Genomic DNA, 13,745 nt, shown 5'->3' with positions numbered 1-13,745 from the left:
TGTTCCTTAGGTCATGGTTTCACAGAAAGGATCACCTGGCTGTTCTTCACGGTTCGCGCTAATGCCATGCTATGACAGCCTTGGTTGGCCTTAGCCACTGCCTCTTCAATCACATGATGATCGGGAGACTTACTGCAAACCGGATCTGCGTTAGCAGGGTCACCCGTCAGCAACATAGCCTGACAACGACAACCGCCGTAATCCTTTTCCTTCTCATTACAGCTTCGGCAAGGTTCCCGCATCCAGTCAAATCCGCGGAAGTGATTAAAGCTCTCAGCGTCATACCAAATATCCGAAAGCGAGTGCTCTTTCACATTTGGATGCGGCAGATCCAGTAACGCTGCACTATGACATGGCAGTGCTAAACCATCAGGGGCGATATTCATGAATATATTCCCCCAACCACTCATACATGGCTTAGGCCGATCTTCATGATAATCCGGTGTCACAAAGATGAATTTTGGACCGTCCCCTTGCTGTGAGTCGCGCAATGCGTTGACTTGGGCTTCGGCTTGTTCAATTTGCGTGCGGGTAGGTAACAAGGCATCTCGGTTATGCAGCGCCCAACCATAATATTGCGAGGTGGCCAGCTCGACGAAATCAGCATTCAGTTCAATGGCAAGTGCCATGATAGCCTCAATCGACTCAATATTTTGCCGCGTGATCACCACGTTCATCACCATCGGAAAACCATGTGCTTTCACCGCATTAAACATGGCTTTCTTGTGCGCGAATGCATGCCGTTTTCCCGCGATCGCATCACTTAAATCCGGATCCGCAGATTGAAAGCTGATCTGAATATGATCCAGGCCCGCATGTTTGAGTGCTGCAATGCGCTTTTCCGTTAAGCCAACCGCGGAGGTGATCAGGTTAGTGTAGTAGCCCAGCTGATGAGCGTGAGCAACCAATTGCTCTAGGTCTTTGCGAAGCAAAGGCTCGCCACCCGAAAAACCCAGTTGTACCGCTCCCAGTTCACGTCCTTGTGTCAGTACGCGACACCACTCTTCCGTGGAAAGCTCATCTGCCGCATCACCGAGATTAAGTGGATTAGAACAGTAAGCGCAGTGAAGTGGGCAGCGATAAGTCAGCTCTGCCAACAACCAAAGCGGGGGATTAACAGCGCTCGATCCATTTTTTGTCATAAGCCACCTCCACAAATTGATGCACATCGTCTGCTAAATCCGCACCGGGGAATTTCTCTTCAAGCAATGCAATCACTTCACCGACCGCACGAGGCGAAGCAAACTGCGCTAAGATCTCCGCGGCACTGTCACTCAGTTTCACCATCCCTTCAGGGAATAACAGCACATGGCAATCCTGTGCTTTTTCAAACTGCATACGAAACATGGTATTTCGCTGGTACTTCGCTTCATCCGTCACGCGTTGTCACTCCTTGCTTCCTGCCACTTTTATACGCCAAAGCTCCCTGCCATTGATCTTAGTTGGCGATCAGCCTTTATGATCGATCCAGCGCATGATGCCAAACTGGCTTGTCAGTAATACCCACATACGGCGGGCGCTCAAATTCATACGCCATGCTAATGGCATCTAACAATGACCATAGAATATCGAGCTTAAATTGGAGAATGTTGAGTGCTCTTTCTTGCTGTTCAACGGTTTGAAAATGATCGAGCGTGATCGACAACCCATGCTGCACATCACGACGAGCCTGACTTAACCGTTGACGAAAATACGTTAATCCTTCGGGGTCAATCCACCCATAATGCGTTGGCCACGAGTCCAACCTCGACTGATGAATTTCGGGGGCAAACAACTCGGTTAGCGAAGAACATGCAGCTTCTTGCCACGTGGCACGGCGAGCAAAGTTCACGTAAGCATCCACGGCAAACCGCACGCCTGGCAAAACCCATTTCTCATCAATCACATCTTGGCGGTCCAAACCAACGGCTTCCGCTAAACGCAGCCATGCTTCAATGCCACCCCATTGGCAATCCAAACTCTCATGTCCATCATGATCAAGAATGCGTTGTACCCATTCTCGGCGGATCGCGGGATCGCGGCAATTCGCCATGATGGCAGCATCTTTCACCGGAATGGATGTTTGGTAATAGAAACGGTTCGCCACCCACGCTCGAATTTGCGCCTTGGAGCAGTTGCCACTGTACATAGCCTTATGGAAAGGATGATGAATATGGTAATACTGCCCTTTGGTGAGCAGTGCATGCTGAAAGTCTTCTCGGCTCATCGCGTTCGTCATCATCCCTCCTTGGGTTTATGTGATTTTTTATCTGATTACTTTTATGTGATTGTTTTTAGTTCTGGCGCCAGAGTGTCTTTCACCCGACCAGATACTCAAGTCATCAAATAGCACCTAAACAGTGATTATCATTCCGTCAAAGGCGATGTCGACGCCTGCATCTAATACCGCTTGGTGCTCATCAGAATCAGGGTCCAAGATCGGGTTAGTATTGTTAATGTGGATCAGAACTTTTCGCGGTTTTTCATACTGTGACAGCAAAGACAACATGCCGTTTTCACCGGACACAGACAGGTGCCCCATGTCACTGCCCAGCGACACCCCAAGCCCTTCTCGGATCATTTCATCGTCCGTCCACAACGTGCCATCCATCATGAGGCAATCGGCATCAGCCATCGCCGCCAAAACAGCTGGATCATCATTCGACCCAAGGCCTGGCGCATAAAGCAGGGATTTTCCAGTGTGGGTATCAGTGATTTTTAACCCGATGTTATCGCCGGGGCGCGGGCGGTTGCGGAAAGGGGAAAATGGCGGTGCATTCGACGTTAACGTAATCGGGGTAAAACGTAATGCCGGCACCGCCGGAATACTCCAGCCTTCAGAAGATTGTGCGTCGACAGTGTGAGTGCGATATCCCCCTTCCCAATGCTTCATCATCGACAAGATGGGATAACTAGTACTGAGTTCTTCAGCCACTTCTGACGTGCAATACAAATCCAGTGGAAGGCCTTCACGCAGGATCAGAAGCCCTGTCGTGTGGTCAATTTGTGCATCAGTGACAATCACTGCACAGACTGCAGAGCCACGCGCTCCCGTTGCTTTAGCTAGCTGAGGCGTGGCATTAATTTGTTGGCGGATATCAGGGGAGGCATTAATCACCACCCAGTGTTCACCGTCATCGCTCACCGCAATGGACGATTGGGTACGAGGTAAGGCTCGGCTGGTACCATCTCTTACAGACTGACACATGCGACAATGACAATTCCACTGAGGGAAACCGCCTCCGGCGGCTGAACCAAGCACCACTATCTGCATTCACCCACTCCTTTGCTTGTGACATATCCATTCAATTCATTATATTTTCTATATCGATTTCTGTACTGACTGGGCATACCCGCCACTGTTATCTGCAACGCGTCTTACAGCTATCGATATATTCAGAAAAAAGGCATAAAAAAAGGGATGCACCCTAAGGCGGCATCCCATTTCGACTCTCTCAACGATTGCTGATATAGAGGGTGACTTCGAATCCGAGTCGCAGTTCTGTGTAGCTAGGTTTTTTCCACATGGTGATTACTCCTTGTACCAGATACTAAAGTGACAAAATGCTCGCCACCGACATTTAGCGTAATAACAAGAAGGAAAACTACCAATCCTACTTTGTGATGATTTCTCTACTCCGAGACACAATAGACTTTTGCCAAATCAGGGAAAGCTGTTGCAATGCGCCTCTCACCCCTGTGTTTTGTGTGAAGAAACAACCACTACCACACTTTCCGCTTTTGAGGCTGCCGCATTCAAAGGCTCTACTTGGATGGGGGCGGCCCTTCGCGACGTTCGATTCTTACCGTATTTGTTTGCCACGCAGCGATGCTCATCACTGACAATCGCCAAGCACTCCAAACACTGAACACACTCGTTGTAGTCAATGTGCCCTTCTTTGCGGATAGCATGAATACCGCAGTGTTTTTCACACAAACGACAGGGACTGCCACATTCGCTTCGGCGCGTTAGCCAACTGAATAAACGAAAACGTCCAATCACTGCCAACCCTGCTCCTAACGGACACAAATAACGGCAATAGGCTTTGTGAACTCGAGCGCTCACCAGCAGCAAGAGCACGGCATAAAGCACAAAGGGCCAAGTGCGCTCAAACATTAAGGTGACCGCGGTTTTAAAGGGCTCGACTTCTGCCATGGTTTCCGCAAGCGACAATTGAAAAAAGGCGGTCCCCACCAACACCAACAGCACGCCATATTTCAGATAAATAAGCCGTTGATGTATAACCTCACTCACCTTCCACTGGCGCAGACGGCATTTCTGCGCGACCACAGCCACCAGTTCTTGCATCGCGCCAAAAGGACATAACCAGCCGCAGAAGAGCCCTCGCCCCCACAAAAACAGGCTGATAAACACGTACGTCCACAGCACAAACAAAATGGGATCGAGCAAGAAAACACGAATATCGAAGCCATTCCAAACGGATAGCAACAAGGTGTAGATGTTCACCACGGACAACTGGCCTTGGGCATAGAAACCAATAAAGACCGTCACAAATACCAAAGAAACCAAGCGCACTGGCGTCAAATAACGGCTAAACCGAGCCAATCGATGTTGAAACATGAACACGCCCGTCAGCAACGTCAAATACACCGCAACGATGACAATCTCTGCGAGTCTGTCTTTCCAAATCCGTAACCAAAGTGGCAGCGGTGGTTCAGGTGGCGTCACGGCAACTAACACGTCATCAGGCAGCGTATATAGACTGTCGACGAAGACATGTTCCGATTCCAGATGGTTTTTCACCAATTGCACCGTCATTCCCACAGAAATAGGCAATGATGGGTCAAACCCACTTTGGTCAGAAAAGGTGAAAATATTGACCCGCTCAAACGGGGCAAGGGGTAGTGCAAAACCTGCATGTTGAAGATGGAACAAGTCGGCATCGCGCAATGACAATGGGCTGTCTTGCTGGCGCAAAGAAAAGCGAGCAGGCGTTGTGCCTGCCACAAAATCATCTGCCACAAAATGATACGCCCCACGAGAGCCCACCAAAATGGCAACCTCGCTAGGGGCAAGTGAGTCCATCACGCGCTGATATTCCGCCTCTCCCAACACGTTTTTACCCACAAGTGCAGGGTTCAGCACTGCCAGTGTCAGGTCAATAAACGGCGCACTATCTGGCTGCTCTGGATCCCGCGCTTTTTCAAGCCGAGACACATTTACGCCAAGTGCGGAAGCGGCATCCTCATTACTCAGTTGCCAGTGATACAGCAAGCCCGCATCGGTTAATTGTTTTAAAGTTTGAGGCTGAAACGCGTTAGTGTTGAACCTGGCCTGCACCGCCGTTCCAAACCCCGTTAGCCTTGCCTGCGCCACTTTTCGTGCGGCGGCCATTATCGTGTCATGCACCACCATGACCGACACCGTCGCCTTGGTCACACCATCAAAATAGACAATATCGTCACTGGCAATGCGCTGCTGATCGCTGCCAACCAACACCTGCTGCTTCAGCGACAATCCACCATATTGGTCAATGAAGTCCACCAGCGGTTTTTCGCCAAGACCGTGCAAAAAAATCGGTTCATGATGACCTAACAACGAAAGGCCGATGATGCGTCCTTCTGTATCGAGACCGACACGAAGATTGATGCTGTCGCCAGAAAAGCCGGGGAAGTCGGTCAAGTCATCGGTTTCAAACAGGTAACCAATAGGCTGATCGAGTTGATAAATTTCGGTAACGGGAAGGGTGTCGCTGGAAGCTTTCATCCGCGTCGCACGGGGAAAGATCGTCGCCGCATCGTCGCTCACTTCTAACCAAGATTCGGCAGAGACAATGAAAGGCAGTAAGATCAACAGCAACCACAGAAATACGGTACTACGCCATCGCATGACTAACCTGCTCATAAAAAAAGCGGGGGTTCACAACCCCGCAAAGCTATGTATCAGGCAGCGCGGGGAGGCCGCGACTGCCTTCTACGAGCGGACAAGGACTAGAAGAAACCTAGCGGATTAATGTCATAGCTCACCAATAAGTTTTTGGTTTGCTGATAGTGGTTGAGCATCATTTTGTGCGTTTCACGGCCTATGCCTGACTTCTTGTAACCCCCAAATGCCGCATGAGCAGGATAGAGGTGATAACAGTTAGTCCACACACGTCCGGCTTGAATTGCACGGCCCATGCGGTAAGCACGGTTCACGTCACGCGTCCACAGACCGGCACCCAGACCGTATTCGGTGTCATTCGCAATAGCGAGCGCTTCCGCTTCGTCTTTAAACGTTGTCACAGCGATCACTGGGCCAAAAATCTCTTCTTGGAAAACACGCATGTTGTTGTCGCCTTTGAAGATGGTAGGTTGCACATAATAGCCCCCACCAAAGTCAGCCGACCCACCGCCTAATAACAATTCCGCCCCTTCAGCACGACCAATATCCATGTAGCTCAAGATTTTTTCGTACTGCTCATTCGAAGCCTGAGCGCCAACCTGCGTCTCAGTGTCCAGCGGATTGCCGTGCTTGATGGCATTCGCGCGCTCAATCACTTTGGCAATGAACTCTTCGTAGATACTTTCTTGAACCAGCACGCGAGAAGGACAAGTACACACTTCACCTTGGTTAAAGAAGGCCAGTACGCACCCTTCAACCGCTTTACTGATAAATTCATCTTCTTGCTGCATCACATCTTCAAAATAGATGTTAGGTGACTTACCACCTAGCTCAACCGTTGATGGGATAAGGTTATCTGCAGCGCAGCGTAAAACATGGTTACCAATTGCCGTAGAACCCGTGAAGGCGATTTTGGCAATGCGTGTTGAGGTCGCTAGTGCCTGTCCCGCTTCTGGACCCATGCCGTTAACAATGTTCAGGACACCCGGTGGCAACAGATCACCAATGATTTCCATCAACAACAAAATACTCGTCGGCGTTTGCTCTGCCGGTTTTAATACGATGCAATTACCGGCGGCTAAGGCTGGGGCAATTTTCCATGCAGCCATCAGCAGAGGGAAGTTCCACGGGATAATTTGGCCAACAACACCGAGCGGCTCGTGTATGTGGTAAGCCACGGTATTGGCGTCGATCTCTGCCGCCGACCCTTCTTGCGAACGAATGCAGCCTGCAAAATAGCGAAAGTGATCAACACATAAAGGGATGTCTGCATTAAGGGTCTCGCGCACGGCCTTGCCGTTTTCCCATGTTTCTGCCACCGCCAAATATTCGAGATTAGCTTCAATGCGGTCAGCAACTTTCAGCAAAATATTCGAACGCTCAGTGGCTGACGTCGCTCCCCACGAGGCTTTCGCTTGGTGCGCTGCGTCAAGCGCGAGTTCAATGTCTTCTGCACCAGAGCGCGGGATTTCAGCAATGACCTCTCCCGTACAAGGTGAGGTGTCTGTGAAATACTGTCCTTTGATTGGCGGAACCCAGTCACCGCCGATGTAGTTAGCATAACGCGCCTTAAAGTTAACGACGGCTCCGTCGGTATTTGGTTTTGCGTAAATCATCTGTCCACCCCTATTGGCGATTGTCTCTGTGTCGTCCCTAACATGTTTATTCGCAACAGTGTCAGGCGTTGTAGATAGAGTATGAAACTCTCACCGGATCTCTCCATCGCTCCATGGTTGGCAAAATCTCATACTTTGGAGGGAGATGAAGAGTGTGGGTGACGCTCAATCCGACGATTTACGGGCCCAGCGGTTAGATGGAACACCCGTCAGACTGGCTTTTTTGATGGCAACTCAAGCGATCATTTACACACTTCGAGCTCATCGCCATGGCACTGAATCCATAGCACTGAAGTTGAACGCAAAACACGAAAATGCCGAGCTTTTGCTCGGCATGATTCGATGTTACGCATATCCCTTATTCAGCGAGAATTATCCCACCGAGAATACGTACGACGGTTTAGCTTTTTGGCAATTTGAACGTCCACACCATTCCGCCTTGGTTGAAGTTCTTCACGCGTTTCGCCACATCGCCGCCCCAAAGTGGCACCGCACCACCCCAGCCTGACAAGACGGAAATGTATTGCTCACCGTCCATTTCCCATGTGACAGGGCTACCGACAATGCCGGAGCCGGTGTTGAACTTGTAGAGCACCTCACCCGTTTTGTCGTCCAACGCGAGCAAGTAGCCTTCGGGGTTACCCGTGAATACCAAACCACCCGCAGTGGTTAACACTCCGCCCCACAATGGCGCGTAGTTTTTGTATTCCCACACGCGCTCACCCGTTTTCGGATCATAGGCACGCAGCACGCCAATGTAATCTTCGTTCAGAGCTTTAATGGTAAAGCCCGCACCAAGGTAAGCAGCGCCTTTTTTGTAGGCGACCGGCTCATTCCAAATGTCCATTTGCCATTCGTTCGCTGGCACATAGAACAAGCCCGATTTTTGGCTATACGCCATCGGCATCCAGTTCTTACCGCCTAAGAAAGACGGTACTGCTACCACGGTTTCTCCCTGCTTACCGTCTTTAACATCATTGGGATCGCCAGGACGATTGTCCTCAACATACTGAGGTCGACCTTTGTCATCGAGCCCCGTCGCCCAGCTGATTTTATTGACGAATGGGAAGCCACGAATGAATTCACCGTTGGTGCGATTCAGTACATAGAAGAAGCCATTTCGGTCAGCCGTCGCCGCCGCTTTAACTTGTTTGCCGTTTTCGGTGTAATCGAAGGAAATGAGTTCGTTCACACCATCAAAATCCCAACCATCATGTGGCGTGGTCTGAAAGTGCCACACAATTTTTCCGTCATCCGGGTCTATCGCAAGGCGAGATGAAGAGAAAAGGTTATCCCCCGGACGCATATGTGAGTTCCACGGGGCAGGGTTGCCCGTGCCAAAGAACAGCAAATCGGTATCAGGATCGTATGTGCCGCCTAACCAAGGCGCTGCGCCACCGCTTTTCCAAAGATCAGCTGGCCATGTTTGTCCCGGCTTTCCACCTGAAATCCCGTTTTCGATTTTTTTCCCGTCTTTGTAGACGTAGCCCATGTGCCCTTCAACCGTTGGACGCTCCCACACCAACTTACCTGTCTTCGCATCATACGCTCGCACTCTTCCTACAATCCCGAATTCACCACCGGATACACCTGTAATCACATTGCCTTTCACAATAATGGGCGCAGCGGTGATCGAGTAACCGTCTTGGTAGTTATCAACGGTTTTCTTCCAGCGAACTTTGCCGGTTTTCGCATCCAAAGCGACAAGTTTGGCGTCTAACGTCCCGAAAATCACCAAATCGTCATACAAGGCAACACCACGGTTGATCACGTCACAACATGGCATGATGCCATCAGGCAAACGCGCATCGTACTGCCACAGTTCGTCACCCGTGTTCACATCAATGGCGTAAACACGAGAATACGAACCTGTCACGTACATGACACCGTCTTTGACCATGGGCTGACTTTCTTGCCCACGTTGTTTTTCACCGCCGAGTGAGAATGCCCAAACAGGACGAATTTCTTTTACGGTGTCGCGGTTTATCGAATCAATAGGACTGTAACGCTGCCCTCGAAGCCCGAGACCATAAGTCACTATATCCTCAGGGGTTTCCTGATCGGCGAGGATGTCTTCGTCCGTGACACCCGCATAAACCGGTGTGGCGGTTAACGCGAGTGATAGCGCAGCATAAATGCCGCAGCGTTTAAATGACTTTGCTGTCATGGGAATACCTCATTGTTGGTTCACTGCTTGGGTAAGCTTGTCGTGTGGTTGTTGTCATGCCTGTTGCTGCCGCTAATGGGCTCTGTCGATAAAACAGACAAGCAGGCGCGAAATGTCTTGTCGTCACAACACCTCAAGGAACATATGCCACCGTATTGCTTGCTTGTGGTGAAATGCCCTCTTCGACGTCGTCTTCTGGTTCAGGTAGATAACGGCTCGGCAATTGATAACGAAGACCGTATTTTTCACCCCAACGCAAAACATCGCCGTTTTGTATGTGTGCGACCACGATGTCTTCCAGTGCATATGCCAACTGACGGTAGTTTGTGTGCACTGCGATACCAAGTTCCCACTTGGCCCGACCAAGTAAAGGGAAAGCCAGTTCGGTGAGTTGCATGTCGCTGACGTGCAAGTTGCTGGTGTTGTTACTTATTTGGGGATGGCGAGATGGCTTTACCTGTTGAGCGCCTGACGACGCATTTTTTTGGATGGGATTTCGTTGAATGACATGGTGTGAGGCTGAGGATAAGGCGATATGGTTGAGCCATTGCAGCTGCGAACTCATGCCCAGCACCATGCCAACATCACCTTCCGTGAGCGCGGAAAACGCGTCTTCTACGGAAGGAAATGTTCGGCTGTTGTCGCGGAAGCGGCCGCCGTATGCGGTGGTCAAATAGACTTGCGGTACGGTATCCACTTCCACGCCAACGGGGTGATACATAAAACGTGCGGCGGTTTGAGGCTTATCAAGCTGATTGGCATCATACGCCAGCAACCAACGCTCTTCCTGGTAAGGCGCAAACATATGCACCAGCTCGTGCGCAGGTAATCCAAGATCGTCACGTTGCATTGCGAATTGTCTGTCATAAGGCACTCGCATCATCACATCAGCTTTCACGCGACGACCGTCTTCGCTGGTCAGATTCATGCCTTTCCACAAGTAGTTACGCATGTCGTCTTCCACCGTTTCATCAGGTGTCATCCAATGCAGCTTCAATGTCACGCTCAAGCCTTTAGCCAAAGCCTTGGCCAGATCAATATCAACACCTGCGGGCGCTCCTTGTTCATCGACAAACGAGTAGGGAGGGAAGTCGCGATAAACCGCGATGGTGATCTCCCCCCTCGCCTGAATGTCGTCATAGGACAGCGCAAAGGAAGGCCCTGCCTGCAGCATCCATGCCGCTAGCAGTGTTGAGAAAAAAGCGCGCACCCGCATTTGCAATCGCATAGATGTGACGTGACCAAATAGGATCATCTTCGCCTCCTGTTAGCCGTTTTCTGGCGCCACAGATTCAAGCCAAGTACGAATGGCCCACAAGGCTTCTTGATTTAGATGCTCTGTCATTTTTGGCATGTAAACCGCCCCATTTCGCACAGCGCCGTTTTGCACGCGGTAGATATACCACTCATCCCCATCGTAATCGGGCGACAACAAACGAAGGTCTGGGGCAATACCGCCAGAGATCCCTTCAAGGCCATGACAACGTGCGCAGTTTTGGTTATAGGCCGATGCCCCGATGCGCTCGATTTCGCCGCGCACATCACCCGTTTGTTCACGATAAGGATTGGTCTCTGTCCATTCAGAGCCCAGTACGGGAATGCTGGAGGTATCAATAGATTGTGGGGTGACATCGCCATGAGCGAAAACCAGTTGTGACCCAAGAGCCGCTACGAGAGCGACGGCGGTGACTAAGCAAATATTGCGTTCAACCTTTTCCATGTTGCGCTAACTCCTCTTTCAACCAGTACGTTTTTAAAACACGCTTTATTCGGTACAGGGAGAAGTGTAGGAGCGGCAATGCATTGAGAACATGCTACAAAAGCGGGGATATTTCTCATTCTTTGGGAGGATTTTTTTAAAACAGAGACCCCTTGTTTGGAAAAAGAAGACCACACTGCTTACAGTCATAACGGAATTTGATACGGAGCGATTCAGTCAATGGATAGACATGATTCACAGGTCAGAAATCATTTTACACCGTGGTTTACATCGCTGATTGCTATGCTTTTTTCGTTTATGTCACAGGCCAGTGTTAACGTCGACATCGGTCTACTTCGACAGCCCGTAGATACGTCTACGGCAGCGCCTGTTTACCTCCGAGAGCCTGAAAACAACGGAGAAGCAGGCGCCACATTGTCGATCAGTGATGCCAATGGCACAGGCAAGTTTTTAGGTCAGAAGTACACGCTGCGCGTTGAAACCAACCCTGACAACAATCAACTCAGCACCACCGCAAACCAGTGGTATCAAAGCGGCGTGCGTTTTTTCTTAACCGATCTCGACACACCATCGTTCGTTGCCTTACGCCAAGCGCTACCGGACGACGCCGTTCTGCTGAATGTCGGCAATCAAGACGATGCGTTGCGCACGTCAACATGCCTACCCAACACCTTACATTCCGCGCTTAGCTATAGCATGCGCGCTGATGCCATCGCCCAATGGCTAAGGGTTCGTCGTCTCAATCGCGTCTTTTTAGTCACGGGAACCACGCCTGAAGATGAGGCATTTTTAGCCGCCGTCAAACACACATTGAACAAGTTCAACCACAAGGTAGTGGCAGAGAAAGTATGGAATTTTGATACCGACCTTCGCCGCACGGCATCAGCAGAATTGCCTGTGTTTACCCAAGCGAGCGATTACGACGTGGTGTGGGTTATCGATGAAAGCAATCTGTTTGGACAGCATTTGCCTTACAACACTTGGTTGCCTCGCCCTGTGGTTGGCACGCATGGTCTTCGCGCCGATGGCTGGCACTATGTGATTGAACAATGGGGCGCGGTGCAACTTCAGAACCGCTTCAGCGAACTGTTTTCCCGATCCATGAGCGCCAAAGACTACGCCGCGTGGGTGGCCATTCGCTCAATCAATGAAGCAGTGACCGTGTCCAATACGGCCGATGCCAACCTCTTGCTGCCTTTTATTCTCGGCTCCCAATTTCAGCTGGCAGCCTACAAGGGCCGTAAGCTCACGTACCGTCCGTGGAATGGGCAGCTTCGCCAAACTGTCCCACTGTTTGACGATCAAGCGCTTGTCACCTCCGCGCCATTTGACGGGTTTTTGCACCCCCGCAACGAATTAGATTCTTTGGGCGTTGATCGCGCACAAAGCCAATGCCGCTTATACCATTCCTTCGATAACGAATAAGGACGTCACGTTATGACTCTAACTCGAACCCTGCTTGCTATGACGCTTGCCGCCATGCTGGCAACGCCAGCGATAGCCAAAGAATTGGCCTATGTCGCCAATGAGAAAGACGATACCCTGAGTGTGATTGATATGGACACGATGGAGGTCATCAACACCATCTCTGTAGGCGATCGCCCGCGTGGTATTGAAGTCAGCAAAGACGGTACGCAACTGTACATTTGCGCCAGTGAATCTGACACCGTACAAGTGCTCGATCTGGCAACCAATACCTTGGTGGGTGAACTGCCGTCAGGGGAAGATCCTGAACTATTTGCCCTTCATCCGGATGGCAAACGTCTTTACATCGCCAACGAAGATGATGCCTTGATGACGGTGGTCGACATTCCAAGCGCAAGTGTGATCACACAAGTTGAAGTGGGTGTCGAACCCGAAGGGGTCGCCGTCAGTCCGGATGGTAAAATGGCCATCATTACCTCCGAAACCTCCAACATGGTGCACTGGATAGACACAGAATCTAATACCATGGTGAATAATACCTTGGTGGATGCGCGTCCTCGCTACGCAGAGTTTACACCTGATGGCAAACAGCTTTGGGTTAGCGCCGAAATTGGCGGCACGGTATCGGTCATTGATACTGACACCAAGGCCATCATCAAAAAAATCGGTTTCGCGCCAAAAGGTATCCACAAAGATAAAGTGCAACCCGTTGGGGTACGTATTACGGCAGACGGTAGCACCGCATTTGTCGCATTGGGCCCTGCAAACCATGTCGCAGTGGTCAACACGGATACATTAGAAGTGGAAGACTACCTGTTGGTCGGTCGCCGCGTTTGGCAAATGGCATTTAATGGCGCTCAAGACAAACTACTCGCCACCAATGGCGTCAGTGGTGATGTTTCCATTATCGACGTACCCAATCGTAAAGTGCTGAAAACCGTTAAAGTCGGTCGATACCCTTGGGGCGTCGCTGTCCAAGGCGCGAACTAACTG

At 50.6% G+C, this 13,745-nt stretch carries 12 protein-coding genes; 2 read left to right on the top strand and 10 right to left on the bottom strand.

The features are described 5' to 3' along the window. Positions 1-11: 11 nt before the first annotated feature. The 10 genes from pqqE to pedF all read right to left on the bottom strand — a co-directional run bounded on the left by pqqE (position 12) and on the right by pedF (position 11,327). Positions 12-1,142, bottom strand: coding sequence for a pyrroloquinoline quinone biosynthesis protein PqqE (gene pqqE, locus L4D06_RS12390; protein ID WP_274164673.1), 1,131 nt, complete (start codon positions 1,140-1,142; stop codon positions 12-14). Further along, positions 1,114-1,380 (bottom strand): pyrroloquinoline quinone biosynthesis peptide chaperone PqqD, encoded by a 267-nt coding sequence (pqqD, locus tag L4D06_RS12385; RefSeq protein WP_274164672.1) that lies wholly within the window; start codon positions 1,378-1,380, stop codon positions 1,114-1,116. Before pqqD ends, pqqE begins: the two co-directional genes overlap by 29 nt. Before the next feature lie 76 nt (positions 1,381-1,456). Next, positions 1,457-2,218: a pyrroloquinoline-quinone synthase PqqC gene (gene pqqC / locus L4D06_RS12380; protein WP_274164671.1), complete on the bottom strand. Its 762-nt coding sequence runs from the start codon at positions 2,216-2,218 to the stop codon at positions 1,457-1,459. A gap of 114 nt (positions 2,219-2,332) precedes the next feature. Continuing rightward, entirely contained in the window at positions 2,333-3,253 is a 921-nt protein-coding gene (pqqB, locus tag L4D06_RS12375) for a pyrroloquinoline quinone biosynthesis protein PqqB (RefSeq protein ID WP_429739682.1), read from the bottom strand. A 181-nt stretch (positions 3,254-3,434) separates the two neighbouring features. Next, positions 3,435-3,506, bottom strand: a complete 72-nt coding sequence (gene pqqA, locus L4D06_RS12370; RefSeq protein ID WP_081796241.1) for a pyrroloquinoline quinone precursor peptide PqqA — start codon at positions 3,504-3,506, stop codon at positions 3,435-3,437. Positions 3,507-3,670: 164 nt separating this feature from the next. After that, entirely contained in the window at positions 3,671-5,830 is a 2,160-nt protein-coding gene (locus L4D06_RS12365) for a 4Fe-4S binding protein (protein ID WP_429739680.1), read from the bottom strand. A gap of 101 nt (positions 5,831-5,931) precedes the next feature. After that, on the bottom strand, positions 5,932-7,440 hold the full coding sequence (exaC, locus tag L4D06_RS12360; RefSeq protein ID WP_274164668.1) for an acetaldehyde dehydrogenase ExaC: 1,509 nt from the start codon (positions 7,438-7,440) through the stop codon (positions 5,932-5,934). Between the two features lie 400 nt (positions 7,441-7,840). After that, on the bottom strand, positions 7,841-9,607 hold the full coding sequence (locus L4D06_RS12355) for a PQQ-dependent methanol/ethanol family dehydrogenase (protein WP_429739678.1): 1,767 nt from the start codon (positions 9,605-9,607) through the stop codon (positions 7,841-7,843). Positions 9,608-9,740: 133 nt separating this feature from the next. Then, positions 9,741-10,781: a substrate-binding periplasmic protein gene (locus L4D06_RS12350; protein WP_429739764.1), complete on the bottom strand. Its 1,041-nt coding sequence runs from the start codon at positions 10,779-10,781 to the stop codon at positions 9,741-9,743. Positions 10,782-10,874: 93 nt separating this feature from the next. After that, complete coding sequence (gene pedF, locus L4D06_RS12345; RefSeq protein ID WP_274164666.1) at positions 10,875-11,327, bottom strand: cytochrome c-550 PedF; 453 nt, start codon at positions 11,325-11,327, stop codon at positions 10,875-10,877. Positions 11,328-11,609: 282 nt separating this feature from the next. Here pedF and L4D06_RS12340 point away from each other — a divergent pair, with 282 nt between their 5' ends. Next, entirely contained in the window at positions 11,610-12,752 is a 1,143-nt protein-coding gene (locus L4D06_RS12340; RefSeq protein ID WP_429739762.1) for an ABC transporter substrate-binding protein, read from the top strand. Positions 12,753-12,764: 12 nt separating this feature from the next. Further along, positions 12,765-13,742 (top strand): PQQ-dependent catabolism-associated beta-propeller protein, encoded by a 978-nt coding sequence (locus L4D06_RS12335; protein WP_274164664.1) that lies wholly within the window; start codon positions 12,765-12,767, stop codon positions 13,740-13,742. Positions 13,743-13,745: the final 3 nt, after the last annotated feature.

Source organism: Enterovibrio makurazakiensis (genome assembly GCF_050336585.1).
Taxonomy (GTDB): Bacteria; Pseudomonadota; Gammaproteobacteria; order Enterobacterales; family Vibrionaceae; genus Enterovibrio; species Enterovibrio gelatinilyticus.
The sequence above is the reverse complement of the archived record's forward strand: the minus strand, read 5'-3'. Positions and strand labels throughout refer to the sequence as shown.